This is a genomic window from Alkalicoccus saliphilus (genome assembly GCF_003044065.1).
Classification (GTDB): Bacteria; Bacillota; Bacilli; order Bacillales; family Salisediminibacteriaceae; genus Alkalicoccus; species Alkalicoccus saliphilus.
The window spans coordinates 12,211-29,513 of sequence record NZ_PZJJ01000031.1; the positions used below are offsets into that span (position 1 = coordinate 12,211).

Annotated in this window: 23 protein-coding genes; 7 read left to right on the forward strand and 16 right to left on the reverse strand. The window is 44.8% G+C overall.

Annotation, left to right across the window (positions count from 1 at the left end; all coding sequences use genetic code 11):
- Positions 1-96: 96 nt before the first annotated feature.
- The 6 genes from C6Y45_RS14305 to C6Y45_RS14335 all read right to left on the reverse strand — a co-directional run bounded on the left by C6Y45_RS14305 (position 97) and on the right by C6Y45_RS14335 (position 5,829).
- Positions 97-462 (reverse strand): hypothetical protein, encoded by a 366-nt coding sequence (locus C6Y45_RS14305; protein ID WP_107585914.1) that lies wholly within the window; start codon positions 460-462, stop codon positions 97-99.
- 262 nt (positions 463-724) lie between these two features.
- The gene (locus C6Y45_RS14315; protein WP_107585916.1) at positions 725-1,048 is read right to left on the reverse strand and encodes a hypothetical protein; all 324 of its coding nucleotides are present in this window, start codon (positions 1,046-1,048) and stop codon (positions 725-727) included.
- 497 nt (positions 1,049-1,545) lie between these two features.
- On the reverse strand, positions 1,546-2,031 hold the full coding sequence (locus tag C6Y45_RS14320; RefSeq protein WP_107585917.1) for a hypothetical protein: 486 nt from the start codon (positions 2,029-2,031) through the stop codon (positions 1,546-1,548).
- A 207-nt stretch (positions 2,032-2,238) separates the two neighbouring features.
- Complete coding sequence (locus C6Y45_RS14325; protein WP_107585918.1) at positions 2,239-4,035, reverse strand: bifunctional metallophosphatase/5'-nucleotidase; 1,797 nt, start codon at positions 4,033-4,035, stop codon at positions 2,239-2,241.
- A gap of 362 nt (positions 4,036-4,397) precedes the next feature.
- The gene (locus C6Y45_RS14330; RefSeq protein WP_107585919.1) at positions 4,398-4,901 is read right to left on the reverse strand and encodes a hypothetical protein; all 504 of its coding nucleotides are present in this window, start codon (positions 4,899-4,901) and stop codon (positions 4,398-4,400) included.
- 274 nt (positions 4,902-5,175) lie between these two features.
- The gene (locus tag C6Y45_RS14335) at positions 5,176-5,829 is read right to left on the reverse strand and encodes a LysE family translocator (protein WP_146159188.1); all 654 of its coding nucleotides are present in this window, start codon (positions 5,827-5,829) and stop codon (positions 5,176-5,178) included.
- Positions 5,830-5,917: 88 nt separating this feature from the next.
- Between C6Y45_RS14335 and C6Y45_RS14340 the strand changes: the two genes are divergently transcribed.
- A complete protein-coding gene (locus C6Y45_RS14340; protein WP_160058414.1) occupies positions 5,918-6,805 on the forward strand; it encodes a LysR family transcriptional regulator in 888 nt (295 codons plus the stop codon).
- 402 nt (positions 6,806-7,207) lie between these two features.
- Positions 7,208-7,759, forward strand: a complete 552-nt coding sequence (locus C6Y45_RS14345; RefSeq protein ID WP_107585922.1) for an RBBP9/YdeN family alpha/beta hydrolase — start codon at positions 7,208-7,210, stop codon at positions 7,757-7,759.
- Positions 7,760-7,777: 18 nt separating this feature from the next.
- Here the strand turns inward: C6Y45_RS14345 and C6Y45_RS14350 are convergent, their stop codons facing one another.
- The 5 genes from C6Y45_RS14350 to C6Y45_RS14370 all read right to left on the reverse strand — a co-directional run bounded on the left by C6Y45_RS14350 (position 7,778) and on the right by C6Y45_RS14370 (position 10,858).
- The gene (locus tag C6Y45_RS14350) at positions 7,778-8,092 is read right to left on the reverse strand and encodes a hypothetical protein (protein WP_107585923.1); all 315 of its coding nucleotides are present in this window, start codon (positions 8,090-8,092) and stop codon (positions 7,778-7,780) included.
- 82 nt (positions 8,093-8,174) lie between these two features.
- The gene (locus C6Y45_RS17680) at positions 8,175-8,348 is read right to left on the reverse strand and encodes a hypothetical protein (RefSeq protein ID WP_160058416.1); all 174 of its coding nucleotides are present in this window, start codon (positions 8,346-8,348) and stop codon (positions 8,175-8,177) included.
- A gap of 517 nt (positions 8,349-8,865) precedes the next feature.
- Positions 8,866-9,210, reverse strand: a complete 345-nt coding sequence (locus C6Y45_RS18210) for a TIGR04104 family putative zinc finger protein (protein WP_160058418.1) — start codon at positions 9,208-9,210, stop codon at positions 8,866-8,868.
- Positions 9,211-9,593: 383 nt separating this feature from the next.
- Entirely contained in the window at positions 9,594-10,397 is an 804-nt protein-coding gene (locus C6Y45_RS14365; RefSeq protein WP_107585926.1) for a hypothetical protein, read from the reverse strand.
- Between the two features lie 143 nt (positions 10,398-10,540).
- Positions 10,541-10,858 carry an ATPase gene (locus C6Y45_RS14370; RefSeq protein ID WP_245922672.1) on the reverse strand — a complete coding sequence of 106 codons (318 nt, stop codon included), beginning with the start codon at positions 10,856-10,858 and terminating at the stop codon, positions 10,541-10,543.
- 323 nt (positions 10,859-11,181) lie between these two features.
- Here C6Y45_RS14370 and C6Y45_RS14375 point away from each other — a divergent pair, with 323 nt between their 5' ends.
- From C6Y45_RS14375 to C6Y45_RS14395, 5 genes are all read left to right on the forward strand, one after another.
- On the forward strand, positions 11,182-11,691 hold the full coding sequence (locus C6Y45_RS14375; protein WP_107585927.1) for a hypothetical protein: 510 nt from the start codon (positions 11,182-11,184) through the stop codon (positions 11,689-11,691).
- A complete protein-coding gene (locus tag C6Y45_RS14380; protein ID WP_107585928.1) occupies positions 11,681-12,406 on the forward strand; it encodes a hypothetical protein in 726 nt (241 codons plus the stop codon). The genes C6Y45_RS14375 and C6Y45_RS14380 overlap by 11 nt, the downstream gene beginning before the upstream one ends.
- Complete coding sequence (locus C6Y45_RS14385) at positions 12,400-12,690, forward strand: hypothetical protein (protein ID WP_107585929.1); 291 nt, start codon at positions 12,400-12,402, stop codon at positions 12,688-12,690. Before C6Y45_RS14380 ends, C6Y45_RS14385 begins: the two co-directional genes overlap by 7 nt.
- A 37-nt stretch (positions 12,691-12,727) precedes the next feature.
- Positions 12,728-13,195 (forward strand): hypothetical protein, encoded by a 468-nt coding sequence (locus C6Y45_RS14390; RefSeq protein WP_107585930.1) that lies wholly within the window; start codon positions 12,728-12,730, stop codon positions 13,193-13,195.
- A gap of 242 nt (positions 13,196-13,437) precedes the next feature.
- Positions 13,438-13,833, forward strand: a complete 396-nt coding sequence (locus C6Y45_RS14395) for a hypothetical protein (RefSeq protein WP_107585931.1) — start codon at positions 13,438-13,440, stop codon at positions 13,831-13,833.
- A 301-nt stretch (positions 13,834-14,134) separates the two neighbouring features.
- Here the strand turns inward: C6Y45_RS14395 and C6Y45_RS14400 are convergent, their stop codons facing one another.
- The 5 genes from C6Y45_RS14400 to C6Y45_RS14415 form a co-directional block, all read right to left on the reverse strand.
- A complete protein-coding gene (locus C6Y45_RS14400) occupies positions 14,135-14,812 on the reverse strand; it encodes an AIM24 family protein (RefSeq protein ID WP_107585932.1) in 678 nt (225 codons plus the stop codon).
- Between the two features lie 688 nt (positions 14,813-15,500).
- The gene (locus C6Y45_RS18145) at positions 15,501-15,626 is read right to left on the reverse strand and encodes a hypothetical protein (protein WP_342752447.1); all 126 of its coding nucleotides are present in this window, start codon (positions 15,624-15,626) and stop codon (positions 15,501-15,503) included.
- Positions 15,627-15,797: 171 nt separating this feature from the next.
- Positions 15,798-16,268 carry a class I SAM-dependent methyltransferase gene (locus tag C6Y45_RS18150; protein ID WP_342752448.1) on the reverse strand — a complete coding sequence of 157 codons (471 nt, stop codon included), beginning with the start codon at positions 16,266-16,268 and terminating at the stop codon, positions 15,798-15,800.
- A gap of 17 nt (positions 16,269-16,285) precedes the next feature.
- Positions 16,286-16,765, reverse strand: coding sequence for a GNAT family N-acetyltransferase (locus C6Y45_RS14410; RefSeq protein WP_107585933.1), 480 nt, complete (start codon positions 16,763-16,765; stop codon positions 16,286-16,288).
- A gap of 14 nt (positions 16,766-16,779) precedes the next feature.
- Complete coding sequence (locus C6Y45_RS14415) at positions 16,780-17,172, reverse strand: hypothetical protein (protein ID WP_107585934.1); 393 nt, start codon at positions 17,170-17,172, stop codon at positions 16,780-16,782.
- Between the last annotated feature and the right edge of the window lie 131 nt (positions 17,173-17,303).

Sequence of the window (17,303 nt, forward strand, 5' to 3'; positions counted from 1 at the left end):
CACCCTATTTGTTAAGACTTCATCTGCAAACAGGGTGTGGGAATTAAAATATCATTTTTATTTTTTCGATTTACTTTTCCAGGACTGCCTTTGTCATTATTTTATTTCAGAAAAACGTTTTAAACCTTTGATTTCAACATGTTCAAAAGGCGGACATCCACGTACCCACACGTTAAGAACAGAAGATTTCACAGGCAGATGATTATTGACGTAAAGTGTTAGCCCATCTCCTTCTACACGGTAATACTTTTCCATTTCCTGCGGCAGCTGCCATTCACATTCATAATCAAAAATAAATTTCCTGTTTTTACCTGGCAGCGAAACAAAAATCGGCGTAACAGAAATGGTGTTTCCCTGCTTTTTTATCCATTCTTTCGTTTTGTGATTGACCCGCACCTCCATGAAATCATCCTTTCCAAGATAAAAATAAATACTGCCCGCGCTAAGTAACGATTCACTCATTTGATTCCCCAAATATTAGCATAAAAGTTATATAAAATATATAATATATTGAAAATTTAAAAAATAAATAATAAAAACCATAATAAGGTTTTTTATCGTTGCTGCAGACGGCCTGCGGATACTGTAGAAATTCAGCTGCCACGCCAGAGAGCTCCATAAAAAAAGGAACAGCCCCGGACACTACCGGACTGTTCCTTTTAAGCTTTGACGTGGTTACTTCTCTGTATGTTTTTGAATACAGCTCATAAGAAAAACCTTTACTCTATCCTGCGAATACAAATACAAAACTGAAAGCAATCGATAACAAAGCAGGAATACCAAATAAAAAAACCGTGCGTTTTTTACCATCCAGAAGACCTTCCGCTGTATGTGAAAGCCCATAAATTCCTACCACGATAAAAAAGGCTGTGAAGTGCTGTGACTGATCATGCAGCAGGTTCCACTCCACATTAATAGCGATAATCAGCGTAATAAGGGCAGCGTAACATAGGTAATCAATCACTTTAAAACCAATATGTCTGTCCTTTTCTTTTTTGACACCTAAAAATTTTGAATACTCTTTTCCTGCCTGCTTATCATCCAACACTGCTATCCACTCCTATTAAAATTTTTTCAAACTGCAATCTTCCATCACAGGTCAGGACCAGTGCAGTCAACTCATTTTTTCTCCATAGAGAAATTATTTATTTTGCCCATCGAACTGTCAGCTGTATAAAGCCTCACAGCTTTTTCTGCGTATTAATTGAGTACCCTTCTTCCGGCTATGTTCAACCGCCAATTAATATACCGGTTCAATTAGACAGGTAAACAGGAATATGGAAAGCCGCTGCTCTGCAATAACTCCCGGTGATAAGTCCGCTTTTTATAATGATTAATTAGACTATTTGACCGGCTTATATTGATTAATGCTGATTTATAATGATTAATAACCCGCTTAATGACAACAAAGCCGGCTGTCGTGATTAAAAGCCTCTTTATAAAGATTAATTGGCCTTTTATAATGATTAAACAGTTCCCTGCCCGTGATCCGCCCGCAAAAAAAGGCTGCCCACTGTTTGGTCAGCCTTTTCCATCCATCACGGATCAGTTGTTCACCTGGATCGTTTCTTCAAATGTCATTCCTAAATAGCGGTAAGTTAATTCAAGCGTGTGGACGGGTTCATCGTTAACGACCGTCAGGCCATAACTTTTATCGTCTTCTGTGGCCGTTCCTTCGTTTAATTTTTCCAGCTGTGTGGAAGGCGCGGTGTCCGGTTCAATCGTCACCTCGTCTATTTCCCTTATTCCATATTCCGCCGCTTCATCGAACGTGTCCGTAATAATAAAACCGAGGTGAGGATTGCTTACCTGCATTTTCTGTTCCTCCGGCTCGTCCCTGCCGTTGATGGAAACACCCGTGATTTCCACACCGCTCCACCCTTGACTGCCGACCGGTGCTACTACAGTATGATAATCACTGCTTGCTGCGATCGATCCCGTTTCGAGCGGCGGGTTGGTTTTCACGAAAGCAAACAGCCCTGCCGATGAAACGATGACAATTAAAACAGCAATCACTATTTTTTTATTCAATCAGCTTTCCTCCATCCTGAACGGCTCATTTCAAAAATATTATCTTCCAGTAAACGCTTTTGATTTAAGTTTATCATACATTTAGCAAACTGGAATTTCATTTCCTTTTATATTTTCTCGCCTTCCAAAAAAGTATCGACTGAGCTAATAATCAGCTCCACAGAAAAACTGTCCCCCCATAACAGGGAGACAGCCTAAGTAATACTTTTATTCTTCTGCTTCTTCAATTGTAATGCGGCCTTCGCCGTCTTCGTAGTCGATCGCGCCTTCTGAATCCATCAGCTCGTCCGCGTACGTAAAGAGGGCATTTGTAATCTGGCCTGCGTCCTCGTAAATAATTTCGCCGGCGGAGAAGTCATAGCCGCTGCCGCCTTCTGCCATGAAATTATTCGTAACGAGATGGTACGTCTCATCTTCATCAATCGCCTCTCCGTCGAACGTAACATCTGAATCAACGAGTTCTCCTTCTTCGTTAAGGTAATAAACGTATTCAAGACCGGATACCTGCAGATCGACCCCTCCATCATCACGGAGGCCCATTTCGATGACATCGATCATGTCCGCCCCGGAAATGTTGATTTCAGTCAACGCATTGCCGAACGGTTCTACTGTGTAAATATCTGCCGCTGTAATTTCTCCAGGCTCGATGTTGGCCCGGATGCCGCCGTTATTCGTAATCGCAATATCGGCTCCTACCTGCTCCCGCATCGCATCCGTCCAGAAATTACCGAGTGACGTGTCCCTCTCGTAGCGGGCATCACGGTAAAGACCTGTGTTTGTTTCACCGATGACTTCCTGCAGTACTTCTTCTGCTTCCTCGTTGTAGGAGTCGATCATTTCCTGAACGTCCTCATTGACTTCCGTCAGCTCGTCCGTTTCCTGCAGATAGTAATCGTTGAACGACACTTCCTCCCCGTCAAATTCCAGGTTAAAGTGGCCGACGAATAGGGAGTCCGATCCTGCCTGAACAACCGGCGTACCGTTTACCATCTGTTCTTCGAATAAACGGGTGTGGGAATGACCGCCGATAATCACATCAAAAAAGTCCACGTTTTCTGCCAGATGCTGATCCGCACTGTTACCGATATGAGTAAGAGCGATCAGAATATCCGTTTCCTCTTCCAGATATTCATACTGTTCTGCTGTTTCTACATAGTCATGAAATTCCATTCCTTCAATGCCGGATGGACGAGTGGACGGTGGAGCCTGCGTTAAACTAAAAACTCCTACTTCCACACCGTCGATATCATAAATTTCATACGGCTGGGGCTGGGCAATGGGAATAGACGAATCCACGACTTCCGTGTTCGCGCTCAGCCAGTCGAACTCAGCCTGTTCTTCGCGTGCTGCAAAAGCTTCCTGTCCGTAATCAAACTCATGGTTGCCGATCGCCATTGCGTCGAGATTCATCTCATTCAGGAGATCCACCATCGGCTCGCCGTCCTGCAGATCCACTACAGCATTTCCGCTGAAGATGTCTCCCGCATCCAGAAACAGATGGTTATCTGCCTGTTCTGCTTCTTCGTTAATAAATGCGGATATTTTACCTAATGGATCGATTTTGCCGTGAATGTCGTTCGTATGGAAGATATCGAGTACGAAAGGTTCTTCTTCGGAGGAATAATCAAAGTCAAAGCTTTCCCCATTCACCGTAATAGAGCCGGTCAGTCCGTCAAGATCGTCTTCTGCATGTGTAACCGTTACTTGGGAACGGTCATCTTTATGTACTTCGTAATCCGTAAACTCGGGTTCTATAACGTCGTCTTCCGTGGTTACTTCCACATCGAGTGTGCGGTTTACGTCCAGACCCTGCGGATAGGTCCGGTCAAAATCAATCGTAAAGCTCGATGAATCGACATCGGTAAACCCTTCGACGTCCAGTTTCGGTCCGTTGGCATTCCCGCTGTTTCCCGGTGCTGCCGCTGCGGTGGACGCTCCCGCAAACATTACCGCTGCCAAAACTGCTGCAGATATAGACTTGGATTTGATCATTCCTGCTCTCATACTATTTCCTCCTGATGTTTTTATAGGGAAAGCGTTTTCTCTATGAAGTCTATAGAAGTACAGGGTCAAAAGATAGATATTTAAACATAAACACGTAAGATGTGTGAATTTTCTGCTAATATTTCACAATTAAAGAGCTACTTTCTTAAGTCTTTTCGCCAGAAAAAATTTCGAAATTAGAAATTAATTTTTTTTGCTGTTTATTTGTACAAATTACAACTGACTGAGTTCCCTTTTAACCGTACAGCAAGCAGCGGTCCCGACCTGCAATTTAAAAGCCCCGGCAGACTATAATTGGTCTGCCGGGGCCTCAGTTTGTGAATCAGATGTCTGAAATGAATTTCTTAAGTTCCCTTTCTTAATTAGATGCGGGGGTCGTAAGGAGGAACGTTTTGACTGGACGGCTCTTCGTCATTTGTTTCAGAAGAAGTGCTGCTTTCTACTTTTGCTGCTTCTTTTACTCCCTGTAGTTCCTCCTTTGCTTCCTCCCCTGTCGTATTTTTCATTTCCTTTAATTCTTCCCCTGCGTCCTTAGCTGTAGAAACAACGTTTTCCACCTGATCTTTTACCTGCTGCGTCTGATTTATCAGGTCTTTCCCTTGATTTTCATAAATCTCCTGCAGATCAGAAGCTCCAGTTTTTACAAGTTCTACTACCCGTTGAAACCCGGCTTTTAGTTCTTCTTTATCAATCTGCTCATTTGCTTCCTGTGCTTTTTCCTTAAGTCCCTGGGTCTCGCCTGCGCTGCTTTGACCCGAACGTTTTGCCAGCCAGAAAATAATTCCCACTACCGCTAATACGAGCAGGGTTATCGGGGTAATGATTTTACTCTTTGATGTTCCTGTATTTCCGTAATTTGTACTCATTTTGTCTCCTCCTTATTTAAATGTTGTAGAAAGCCGCATAAAAATGATGCGGCTTCCCCGATTCTTTTCTTACTTCTTTGTATTTACCGTTTACGAAAGAACTAAAACCTTTTCCTTGCTTATGCATCATGTTGGGTGTTAAACACAGCTTCCCCTAACGGAAATGGAAGAGGCAGTTACTTCATTCAGCTTCTGGTCTCCCGTGAATTAAGATAATAATCAAAGGTTCTTCAGGAAGTCTGCTGTTATTACTTCTCTCCCTGCCGCTCATAATTCATGCAAAGATGGAATACGCAATAGTCAGTGCAAAACCGATCAAAACTGCGCCCAGACTGCGTTCTATCGATCGGCTGTACTTGATATAGATCGTACGGCACGTCTTCTGAGAAATCCCGACGGCAAACAGCGTATAAAATCCGGCGACAAGCGTTAAGATGACTCCCCCGTACATCCAGTTGACGAGCATCGGCACGCTCCCCTCCACGAGCTGGGAAAAAACACTCAGAAAAAACAAAATGGAATTCGGGTTAAAAAAGTTACACATAAACCCTTTGTAAAAACTAGATTTCGCAGGAAAATGACGGGCACTGGCTGTCGCATTTATTTTATTATCCGGCCGGGAAGCCCCACGCACCGCTGTGTATCCGAGATAAATTAAATAGGAGGAGCCTGCTGCCCGGATCACGTCCAGCAGAAACGGAAACTTTTGAATGACAATACTGAAGCCTGATATTATTATGAAAATTTGAATGAGAACTGCCGCGGAGACTCCCAGTGCGGTATAAATTCCATGTCTTCTTCCGTACTGCAGGCTGTTTTTAACGAGCAGAACAAAGTCCGGTCCCGGCAGAAAAGCAGCGACCAGACCGATAATAACAGCGTCTATTAAAAACATTACACTTCCCCCTTCCATTGCTTTTTTTGTCATAAAATGACTATAATACAAGCATTAGCTTAAGTAAAACTCATGTTTTTCATGTTTTAAATGAGTAATACTCATGAAAGGAGCCGAAGTTTTGAATATTTCTCAGCTGGAAGTTTTTCTCCGTACAGTGGAACTCGGCAGTCTAACGAAAGCCGCAGCAAAGCTGAATTATACGCAGTCGGGCATCAGCCATACGATTAAATCAATGGAAACAAAGTACGAAACGACGCTTCTGATCAGAGACCGCTCCGGCGTCCGGCTGACGTCTGCCGGCCGGGAACTGCTTCCTTATATGCAGGCCGCCTTCAGCAGCCACCGCCTGCTGATGGAAAAAGTACAGGAAATGCACCGGATGGAGTCCGGGCTGATACGGGTCGGTACGTTTACGAGCGTGTCTTCGCAGTGGCTCCCCGGCATCATTCAGAAGTTCAAAGCCGACTACCCGAAAGTTCATTTCGAACTGCTCCACGGAAACAATGATGAAATCGAGCACGGCATCGCCTCCGGACGGCTCGACTGCGGTTTTATGAAGCTGCCGGCAGCGGAAAATCTGCACACCATTTTTCTCCGGAGAGATCCGATGGTCGTCGTTCTTTCCGAAGACCATCCTTTTGCTGAAAAAGCCTCTTTTCCGGTAAAAGCGCTCGAACAGTTTCCTTACATTGAAATTGACGAAGTGATTGAAAACGAAATTACCCGTGTTTTTTCGGAGCATCATATCCGGCCGGACGTGCACTATACGCAGAAAGACGATTACGCGGTGATCGCCATGGTCGAAAAAGATCTGGGCATCACTCTTCTTCCGGAGCTTGTATTAAAAGACTCTGTCCGAACCGTTGTATGCAGACAGTTAACTGTGCCTTCTTTCCGGGATATCGGGATTGCCTCCACCGGGGAAAATCCTGCATCGGGGTTAACGAGTGCCTTTCTCCGCTGCACCCAGGAGTGGGTGGAAGAGGAATACGGCAGACAGTTGTAAAGGTTCAAAACGATAGATCCATTGCAGCGCAAGGTTTCTATAATTTACATCATGTTTCTTCATTTCTTTTTTAAAGTTCAGTATCAAGAAGCTCCGCTTTAGTTCCAGCCGAAATCTTTAGACTTTTTCCTGCTGGGTCCGGCTTTCGCTTCGTTTTTTATATGAAAATTCCCCGGCTTAAAAAATCTATGAAACGATGAATCCCTTGCGGCTCATAGACTCTACAATTTGAAGGATACTTTTTTAATTATTTATAAAGGGAACTCTGATTACTTCAACAGATAATCTGCATCTTCACCAGAAAAAGAATTTTTAATTGGAAGATACATTTCTCGAGGTTTCATTCATTACTAACAGAGGAAAATGTAATTAAATACCAGAATGCAAAAAGGAGGAAAATTTATGAAGAAGCAGGTGCTGTTTATTCACAGCGCAGGACCTCAGAGGGTTCATGAGGGAAGTACCGGTTTAACAACATATTTAAAAGAGTCTCTCGGGGACGAATTTTATTTTTCCGCTCCGGCGATGCCCGCTCCAGAAAACCCTGCTTACTCTCCCTGGAAAGTCCGCCTTGAAAAAGCCCTTGCCGAACTGGATGGGGAAGTCATTCTTATCGGCCATTCCCTTGGAGGGTCTGTTCTGCTGAAGTATCTTTCGGAGACTACTCACCCGCCGGACGCTGCCGCATTATTTCTTGTTGCTTCGCCGTACTGGTCAGAAGAAACCGGATGGGAATCAGACGATTTCGCTCTGTTGAATGATTTTGCTTCCAGGCTTCCCGCCATCGGGCGCCTGGTTCTGATTGGCAGCCGGAACGATGAAATTGTGCCGTCCTCCCACCTGAAGCTGTACAAACAAAAGCTTCCGCAGGCAGAACTCCGTCTCCTCGACAGCGGGGATCACCTGTTTCAGCACGGGCTTCCTGAACTTGTGGAAGAGATAAAAAAACTATAGAGCGCCTGTGCTCCCCGATTAACTCTCCCTTTTACGGCTGTACATTTCGTAAGCAATATACCCGCCTAACAAACCGATCCCGGCGCCGAGACCGATGTTTGACAGGAAGAACCCCGGAAAAAATATACCAATAAATATAGATACAGTAACACCGGCTATCATACCGAGGGGGATTAAGCTGTCCAGCATCGACTGCGCTTCTTTTGTTTTTTTCCTGCCGAGGGTGCCTTTTTTGGCCTTCTGCTTCATTCGAATAACGACAAATACAGCAATAATCCCTACGATGATAAGTGGCAGAATTGTCCACGCGGTATTCCAAACGTCGCCTGTCATGGAATATTCTCCTTTCGCACACCTTTCCGGCTTCCTGTGAATCTGGCTGTATACAGGTTAACTAAGCAGAATAAGTAAACTATTATTTTCTCTTGTTGAAAAAAAGAAAATAAACAATTACAAGGGCTATGATCACAGGCAGCCCCGCATTCCATAGAATATCCCACGTCAGCATACCTGAAAAATAGTAGAATGCCGGAAGAGCGAGTACGGTAAATATGACCATCCCGATTAAAAGAAACTTCCATAGGGACATTTATAACTCCTCCTTTAACTTTCTATATTAATAAAGAGGCTGTCTCCAAAGGTTCATAGAGACAGCCTGAAAAGCACGAGTGGGGCCGGACCGAGGTTTTAAAACCCTGTCAGATCGGGATTTTTCTGCCAGGGCTTGGTCCATGCGAAGCCGTGCTCCTTCCCTTATGGGACATCCTCTTTATTGCAGACTGTTTATAAAGTATTTTTTTTATGAATAGTTATACGCTTCCCTGCTTCCGCCGGTAAGGGCAGGAGAGAGGTGTACAACTCATAGAACATATATTCTGAAAGAAAGGCTTAATCAACAAGCTATAATAGAGGATACCCCCTGTTTCTTTTTAAACAATAGCTGGGAAACAACCCTGTTTTTCTTATGTGTTGGAAAGAAATCGAGAGCCTCCCCGTATAAGACGGCTTCAGATGTAAAGCTCTGCCTCGAAACGTTGAAAAAGGGGGGTTCAACGCAGCAACAGTCAGCATTCCCCGAACATTTTAATAAGAACAGCTTATCGTATTCAATCACAGGGGTCCCCCCGGGTCACGTCAGCTTTTATCGGAAGATTTGGGTCCTTTGACTTCAGACTGTAAGCAAAAGGAGTAACTACAAAGCCAATCGTTATAATTGCTGAATACAAAACGAAGAAACCAGCTATCGATAAATCGAAGAAAAGATTTATTATGAGTGGTGATACAGCAGCCAGAAGGATGAGGGAAAGGTGCATTTTGTGAGTATGTATGAACTGCTTTTCCCTGCAGTGTGGACAATATGTATATTCGTAAAAAAAACGCTGGGCACGTAAGGACTGAGTCCACGTTAACTGCGAACTGCAGGATTCACATGTTGGTAATGCAGGTTTCACGAGTAACCGCCTCCTAAAACAAATAAAGATTGAAGCTGAACAGAAGATATATTCTTTCGGATAAAAAACTGCTTCCCCGGAGTGCTCTATCCGGAAAATGACCTGATACAAAAACAGCCTGTCTTTTATCGAAGCAGAACCTGAAAATTAAGTTGACCTTCCAATACAATCTTATCGTATCATATGTTTTTCTAACTGGAATTAAATCCCTCTTTTCTTTTATTTCAATAATTGCCACGGCACCCGGAAATTAACACACCAAAAAAGCTCCGCACCTGCAGACTGCCTGCGGTACGGAGCTTTTGTCAGCCGGTCTCTTTCTTTTTCAAAAACCTGTTCCAATAAATCAGCAGCCGGATAAATAGAACATTTTTTATTGCTGTTTAATCCTGATCAATAACTTCCACCATGTCTTCCTCGGTTCCTTCTGTAAGCTCCATGTCGTCCGGCACTTCGAATAAGGATTCATCAAATTCCGGATTGATTTCAAAGTCGAGCACTTCCTCGCTCAAATCCATATCCACTTCGTCCGAGGCGTTCTCTCCTTCGATCTCTACTTCCATGTCTTCATCCATATCATGGCGTACCTGTATATAGTTTTCCTCCTCAAACCAGCGGTCCTCTGTCGTTTCCCCGTCCACTTTCAGGGCATGGGTGTTGTAGTCGTTTATTTCTTCTTCCCCTTCATAATGAAGATCTGCTTCTTCCAGCATGGTTTCGTACTGGCCGGCTTCCATGCGGAACCAGAGCGTGTCTTCCGTCGGAGGAGCAGGGGTCTCGTAGCGTACCGCTTCGTCGTCCCCTTCTCTGTAGATGATCGAATAATCCGGATCATCGAGGTCCGTGAACGTATACAGCGGTTCCTCGTTTTCATCGTTTTCCCGAACCGTATGGATAAAGATTTCTCCATCTTCAATAAAAATGGATTGTTTTTCTACCATGGAATCCACGGAAACTTCCCGGTAGGAGCTGTCCATTCCTTCAAGGGTGTTCAACGCTTCTTCCAGAACTTCCACTGCTTCTTCATCCTGTTCGGGTTCGCTGCCTTCCTCTGTTTCTTCCTCATTGTTTGCTGCAGTTTCTTCTTCCACCCCGGTGTTATCCGTTTCATTTTCACCCGCATTATCGTTTCCGCATCCGGCAAGAAGCAGGACTCCGGCACTGCTGAGTATGTAATACTTTTTCACTATAAACGCGTCCTTTCCTATGTAAAAAATAATTACTGCTCTTAAAGAACTACCCTGAATGCAGGAAAGCAAACTTAGTATAGGTATAATTACTATATAACCTTTCATAACTTCAGTTTTTCTGAAACACTGGCGGTACCAGTTTAATCACCCACTTCTTCTCGTTTCCACTTCACGTAGTTATAAATAAGCTGAATCAAAAAAGTCACCACGAGAAGAACACCGAGCGTAATATAAAGCTGTTCTGCCCAGTCTGTTATGATGTACAGAAGAAAAATGGCAATAAGCGACATAGGCAGACTTATCCACGTGCGTATCAGTTTTCTCCGGTAGCTCAGCTTAAAATAATTAAATACCCAGCCTTTATCTTTCTTCGTTTTGTTCCGATATAATACGGCGAAAACTATCAGTAGAAGTGAAATGACGAAAAGGTTGATTATTAAAAGAGTAAAATAGTCCATGAAAAGAAAAACTCCTCTCTTAAACATTCTTTTTATCCGCTTCTTCCACTCTTTCCTTTTTCATAAACCTGACGTCACGGTAACCTTCCAATTAATTGAAATGACCTGTTTTCTCGCGTATACTTTCCCATAAGTTACGTACAGACAAAAAATCCCTCGCAGAAACGGGGATAATCCAGGGAGAGATTATTATCAAATACATATCAATCGCCGCAGGCAGTGCTGTATTTCTGCTCGCCGGATGCAGCAACACACCGGAAGATGAAATTGAGGAACTTGGCAGCGAATACGGACTTGATGTACACGTTTTGGAAGAAACCGATATGGAAAGCGGCGAAATGGCCGAGCTGGATGAAGAAGGAGCAGAAAGGTTGTTCCAGTACATCAGCGATGCACTGGAAGATGGTACAGAGGAAGGCGACAGCGATGTCGCTATCACACCGGAGCTGGAAGAGCCGGTGAACGATCCGGGCACCGGCGGCACTCAATCAGTTTCTTTAGAAGGAGTACCTTCCGGAGAATATGCTGATTTCAACCGTGTCGTTTCTTTCAGCTATGACCTGGAACAGGGAGCGGAGGAAATTGCTCCCGACACAATCAATATGGATCAGCTCGGAGCCTTTTCAGCCGGTATGCCCGGATTTAACTGGGAGGAGATTCATACGAGTGCCCATTACGATGAAGACACCGGTGAGGTCGAGTTTTACACGTCCGGCCAGTGGGAAATTAATTTTCTTTATAAAGGCGAAGAAGTACAGTTTTCTGTTTCGGATGACTGGTTCGTACCGCTTGATCCAGAGGAAATTCTCGAGGACGTGCCTGTTGTCTGGTAGTCATGAATCAGCCGGCTGGATACAGTATCTATTCCGCCGTTTTGAAGTCCGGATCATCCAGGGAGGGATCGATATCAAATACTTAGCTTTTTCATTAGGAGGTACAGTTTTTCTCCTCGCCGGGTGCAGTGAGGCACCGGCAGAAGAGATCGAGGAGCTTGCCAGTGAATACGGGCTCGAAATACAGGCTGCTGGTGAAACCAGCGTGGAGAGTGGAGAAATTGCCGAGCTTGACGAAGATGAAGCGGGCAGGCTTTTTCAGCACATCAGCGGCGCTCTTGATGACGGCACGTCAGCCGACGACAGGGATGTGCGTTTCACGCCGGAGTTGGAGGAGCCGGTGGAAGAGCGGGGTACCGCCGGGGTTCATACAGCTTTTCTGAAAGAAATAAATGAAGGAGACTCCTCCGGCTTCGAACGCACTATCCACTTCAGCTATGAACTCGAGCAGGGAGCAGAAGAAATTACCCCTGATACGATCGGTATGGAGGATCTGACAGCCGTCGCAACAGGCATACCCGGATTTGAATGGGAAGAGGTCCGTACAAACGCCCACTACGATGAAGAAACTGGCGAAATAGAGTTTTACACAACCGGTAAGTGGGTGCTCCATTTTCTTTATGAAGGAGCAGAAGTACACTATTCTTTTTTCGATGACTGGTTCGCCCCCCTCGATACGGAAGAAATTCTTGAGGGTCTTCCTTCCGGATGGTAACAATTAATCAGCTGCTGGAACTTGCGGGAAGCAGCTACCTCCACCTGCTCGCTGCGGGCTTCCTTTTAGGGGGCCTGCCTTTCCTTTTCGTTTATATACTGATAAACAAAACGTTCAGCATGAAAAAAAACCTGCAGACAGTTCTCGCGGGCGGAATCATCCTCGTCCCGCTTACGTTGTTTTCCCTGTTTTATTTAGATCATCCACCGTACTTTCTTCTTATCTGCGGGTGGGCCCTTCTGGCAGCTGCCGCTTCGCATCATAGAAAAACCGCGGCTGGTTAACCCGGCTTCACGCCCCCCTGAATAGAGGAGCCCTGCATTGAAAAGATTATCCGCCATTATCCTTGTTGTTTTTATTCTGCCGCTCGCTGTCATATTCGCTTCCCATTATCAGCAGGAAGTGTTTCCGGGAGGCTATTCCTATGAAAAAGACGATGATGTACTTGAAGTCTACCGGGGGTTAAACGAGGCGCCGGACACATTTCATATAGCTCCGGAAAACTCTTCTATGAAACTAGAGCCGCTCCTGCTGATTCATGAAATCCAGTCGCAGCAGAACCTGCTTTTCCAAATTGCTCTCGTTTTTCAGATACTCGCCCTGCTTATTATTAAAAGAAAATCTATTTATCCTAAATCGTGGTCCGACGTGGACGGCGTTATCCTGTTCCGAATCGGAGCGTCAGTTCTAATTCTGATCCTGCTTCTGCTTTTATATATTTATACGCAGTCTGCAGAAAGCATTAACGCTTTCCTTGAACAGTTGAAAACTTACGGTGCGGAAGAGTAGTTTTGACCGTTATGCTGTTACATAAAATCTTTAAAAAATCATTTGTCAGCTCTCTTTCTCAGGGAGCTTTTTGTATTTACAGCGCGGCTTCATTTATGTAAAAAAAAGTCTCAAAATGCCCTATTTATCGATAACCGTGATGAAGAAAGTAAAATTGTAAAATAAAGCAATTTTATAAGGACTTTCACTCTCATTCGCATTATACTATTATTAACAGATTGTACTTTTAAGGAGGTTTCATCATGGCACTCAAAACGAGTAATGAAAAGAAAATTTCCCGTACAAAAAAGAAAATCAATCAGCTATACGCTGCGTTTGATCAGGAAAGTGAAATCGAAATGTCCGCCTGGCAGCAGGTAAAAGAAGCAGAAGCAGGGATAACGTCCTATTCATCCAAAAGAGCGGTTAAACGAAACTCTTATAGAATGAAAAAAGGCAACGAGCAGCGTCTTCAGGCAGCTCAGACAAAAGGCAGGCTTTCCCGTCACATTATGCGGGTGCAGAATAAACTGGATAAATACGAAGAGAAAATTAAAAAAACGCAGGAGGATAAGAAAGAAAAAAGTCAGAAAGACCGGGAATACGTGACTCAAAAGAAAGGAACAAGATCTGTGAAGGTTCAGGGCAAACCGTCCTGAACCTTTTTTTAATGGGAGATACGGGGTTCATGAATCTGACGGGGAGGACTGGCCCAGCAATTCTTCCAAACGGCCGCGGAATTCTACCAATTTTTTTCGGAATAGTTCCAACCCACGTACGGAATTCTACCAACCGCCACTTTAATTCTCCCAATAAAGGATAATACTACCAACCATTCGCACAATTCTACCAGCTTCCCCTATATTTCTACCAGACTTGTGACCTTCCGCAGACGTAATCATTTATGATTCGCAGCATAAAAAAGCGGTCCGAAGTATATCGGACCGCTCAAGTGTTTATTTATTCTGTTTCAAATCCAGGCTGCACAATCACAAAGCCGTCGCCGGAAAATTTCATTTGAATGGACTCCCCGCTTCCTTTTCCTAAAAAGGTGCGGTAATTGATATCCGTATGAAATTCAGGTGTCAATCCGCCCGACCAGGCAACGGTTGCTGATGGATCGGTAAACACCGGCTGGTCACTGGTTACAGGAAGTGTAAGGGGCTCGAAGTACGTCGTTACGGCAATTTTCCCTTCACCCTGAAGCGTAATGTTAAAGAGACCTCCCGCCATCATACCCGCAGCTTTCCGCATAAATTCGATGTCCCAGTCGATGGACGGCTCAAACGCAAGCAGATCGTTGCCGTTCACGGTGAGCTGCTGGCTGCCAAGATCGAGAATCGTCACGCGTTTCCCCTGATCCGCAAGAAATAAGCGGCCGCGGCCGGATGCTTTCATCAGTTCGCCGCCTTCATCAGTAAACGTTTTTTTAACCGCTCTCTCCACTCCGTGCTCCAGAGCACGTTCGCGTTCAAATTTAATATCTCCCGTGTAGCCTATCATCGTTCCCATTTTAGCCCATACGTTGTCTGTCAGATCGACTTCCAGAATACGCTCTGACTGCAGGCCGAACACCTCCGATGGGCTTTCGCTGCGCTCGGTCTTTTCCATAAATTCCTGAATTGAATAACTGCTCATAGTACTTCATCCCTTCTGTATAAATGTTTGTTATCAATCGCTTTCGTATTGATATGTTTTTATTTATCCGTAAGACATACTTTTCGCAAGCAGGTGATGCAGTTTGTTTCTCCGCTTTGTGATACCACTCATAATATAGCCGACAGCTGTACAAGCCGTATACATAAAAGCACTGCCACTGCTATAAGAATCAGGGTGGCAATAATAACAGCTCCAAACCTCTTCCTCTCCGGCGGTTGGGGTGGATGTGCCGCTTGTTATTCTATATCGTGAAAACGCTCTCCAGAAAAGCTTTTTAAAGCATCCGGAGAAGGGCAGTAATTACGACAAAAACAATGAGGTAAAGAGCTATATTTCTTATTATTCTCACATCGATCAGCCTCCTGAAGCTTTCTGACAGCGGGAACACAGGGTATCACGAATCCAGCAAATCGTTTCTTAAATCCGATATACTTCCGTTCGTCTTCCACTGCCGCTCCCTCCCGAAAGATAAACTATGTAATTTCTGCTGTTCTTGACTATTGGGGACATCCTGCAGCTCGTAACTCCATTAAATTATCCGTACGACAGTCACAATAATGGCGAGAATAATTACGTAGAATAAAATGTTTCTTATCATATATTTACCCCCTCTACTAAATGTGTTTCCCTCTTTTATCCTCCCCAACCTTCTTTTTGAAATGACTCTTCATCTGTTTTCTCTACGGAAAGAAGCTTCAAACGTGATAACCTCGCCTGCCCCTGTTGGATATTTTCCGAAGCGGTAATCGCCGGAGATGATAACATCTGTGTATCCTGTCTGCTCCAGGAGCATCCGGAACTCTTCCACTCCGAACCAGCGGACAGGAAAACGTTCCAGCTCCGACTGAATGAGTTTGCCGTGACGCCATTTTTCGTACCGGTTGTGCGTAACGGTATATTGGTTAATATGGTCAACTTCGACGACGCGGCTCGTCAGCGTGATGATATCACCTGCAGTTGTTTCCTACGATTTCTCGACCGTACTGCCCAAGGTCGTACCGGCCTGCAGGAATATATCGAGAATCAGACGTCCCCCGTCCGAAAGGTGACGGCGAAAATTTTTTAATGCCTGAACGGCTGTTTCTCTTTCGTAAAGCAGGAGAAATGTACCGGTCGGCACGATGATCGCTTCGTACGTATCCGGAGACGAAAACGACTCCATTTTTTCTTCCCAGAGCGTTGGGTGCAGTCCTTTTTCCTTGCAGTGATGACGGCAGATGTTCAGCATTTCCTCTGATGCGTCAAATCCGCTCACAGCGATTCCTTTTTCAAGCAGCGGTACGAGCATCCGGCCGGTACCGACTCCCGGTTCCAGAACCTTTCCTCTGCAGGAGGCGAGTCTGTCTGTATAAAATTCCACGTCACCAAACGAACGGCCGACTGGTTTATCGAGATCATATACTTCGGAAGAAAGCTGATTGTAATATCCAAGCATTGTTTTCGTCCCCTTTACTAAAGACCTTTATTTACGCCCTGTGGCTGCAGATCGAGCGATAAACGGACCATATCCCGGCAGAGAATTCCGTTTTCTACAATCGGCTCCGGATAATTCTTTACAAAATAATCGCGGTCCACTCCGTCGATTCTGAATCCGCACTTCTGATAGAGCGCCAGCTGGCCGATACTGGAATTTCCCGTACCGACTTCCAGCGTTTTAAATGCGGCTTTTTTAGCTTCATTCACTGCGTGCAGGACAAGCTCTCTGCCGGTGCCCTGTCCTTGATACTCTTCCAGTACCGCAATGTTCACGAGTTCCACTGTCCCAGGTCTTGTCGGCAGAAGGACATACACACCGGTGACTCCGCCGCCCTCCTGTGCTGTAAAGCACCGGCCTCTCTTAACATACTCTTCAACGATCTGCTTGGAAGGATCCGCTAGTAAAAGCAGATTCATTGGCACGAGTTCATCTTCAGTCAATTCTTTGATGTCCATAGCTTCCTCCTTTTTTATCCTTCGATGAGCGGATGATACAAAATTTCTTCCTCCCCGGTGTCTGCGATAATGACTCCACCCGGATGGCCTTCTTCTGCCGCGTACAATTCCGTCCCTTCCGGCAGGACGGAAGCTGTCCATTCATCAAAATCATGAGGATCAGCGGAAGTGTTTTTGATTTCCCCGAGAAGTTCTCCTTTTTCGTAGTCATCGATATCGTAATGTTCCAGATCCGTCGCATTGGAGTAAACAATCCTGTTGTAGTATAAAATATCAGCCTCCGGACTGCTCTCCAGTATATCCACGGGTTCCGGATTACCGGTTTCTTCCGGCGCCTCCTCTACGGCATTCTGCGGAGCACACGCTGTGAACAATACGCAAATAAAGGATGCTTGAATGATTTTCATCAGCCGTCCCTCCTCGTATAGTATGTTTAAGTCCCTTTGGAACTTATCAATTTCTCTTGCTTTCTTCTCAAGGATACTTTCCTCTTGGACACCTCGAGATATTTCTAGATAATGGTCTTAGGATCATTTGG

What these genes read in the sequence shown, in the direction of transcription:
- C6Y45_RS14415 (WP_107585934.1), bottom strand. Translation starts at nt 17,172, where the DNA reads ATGAAAATCATTCAAGCATCCTTTATTTGCGTATTGTTCACAGCGTGT.
- C6Y45_RS14325 (WP_107585918.1), bottom strand. Translation starts at nt 4,035, where the DNA reads ATGAGAGCAGGAATGATCAAATCCAAGTCTATATCTGCAGCAGTTTTG.
- C6Y45_RS14350 (WP_107585923.1), bottom strand. Translation starts at nt 8,092, where the DNA reads ATGACAGGCGACGTTTGGAATACCGCGTGGACAATTCTGCCACTTATC.
- C6Y45_RS17680 (WP_160058416.1), bottom strand. Translation starts at nt 8,348, where the DNA reads ATGTCCCTATGGAAGTTTCTTTTAATCGGGATGGTCATATTTACCGTA.
- C6Y45_RS14385 (WP_107585929.1), top strand. Translation starts at nt 12,400, where the DNA reads ATGGTAACAATTAATCAGCTGCTGGAACTTGCGGGAAGCAGCTACCTC.
- C6Y45_RS14345 (WP_107585922.1), top strand. Translation starts at nt 7,208, where the DNA reads ATGAAGAAGCAGGTGCTGTTTATTCACAGCGCAGGACCTCAGAGGGTT.
- C6Y45_RS14400 (WP_107585932.1), bottom strand. Translation starts at nt 14,812, where the DNA reads ATGAGCAGTTATTCAATTCAGGAATTTATGGAAAAGACCGAGCGCAGC.
- C6Y45_RS14375 (WP_107585927.1), top strand. Translation starts at nt 11,182, where the DNA reads ATGGAAAGCGGCGAAATGGCCGAGCTGGATGAAGAAGGAGCAGAAAGG.
- C6Y45_RS18145 (WP_342752447.1), bottom strand. Translation starts at nt 15,626, where the DNA reads ATGCTCCTGGAGCAGACAGGATACACAGATGTTATCATCTCCGGCGAT.
- C6Y45_RS14370 (WP_245922672.1), bottom strand. Translation starts at nt 10,858, where the DNA reads ATGGACTATTTTACTCTTTTAATAATCAACCTTTTCGTCATTTCACTT.
- C6Y45_RS14410 (WP_107585933.1), bottom strand. Translation starts at nt 16,765, where the DNA reads ATGGACATCAAAGAATTGACTGAAGATGAACTCGTGCCAATGAATCTG.
- C6Y45_RS18150 (WP_342752448.1), bottom strand. Translation starts at nt 16,268, where the DNA reads ATGCTTGGATATTACAATCAGCTTTCTTCCGAAGTATATGATCTCGAT.
- C6Y45_RS14335 (WP_146159188.1), bottom strand. Translation starts at nt 5,829, where the DNA reads ATGACAAAAAAAGCAATGGAAGGGGGAAGTGTAATGTTTTTAATAGAC.
- C6Y45_RS14395 (WP_107585931.1), top strand. Translation starts at nt 13,438, where the DNA reads ATGGCACTCAAAACGAGTAATGAAAAGAAAATTTCCCGTACAAAAAAG.
- C6Y45_RS14330 (WP_107585919.1), bottom strand. Translation starts at nt 4,901, where the DNA reads ATGAGTACAAATTACGGAAATACAGGAACATCAAAGAGTAAAATCATT.
- C6Y45_RS14305 (WP_107585914.1), bottom strand. Translation starts at nt 462, where the DNA reads ATGAGTGAATCGTTACTTAGCGCGGGCAGTATTTATTTTTATCTTGGA.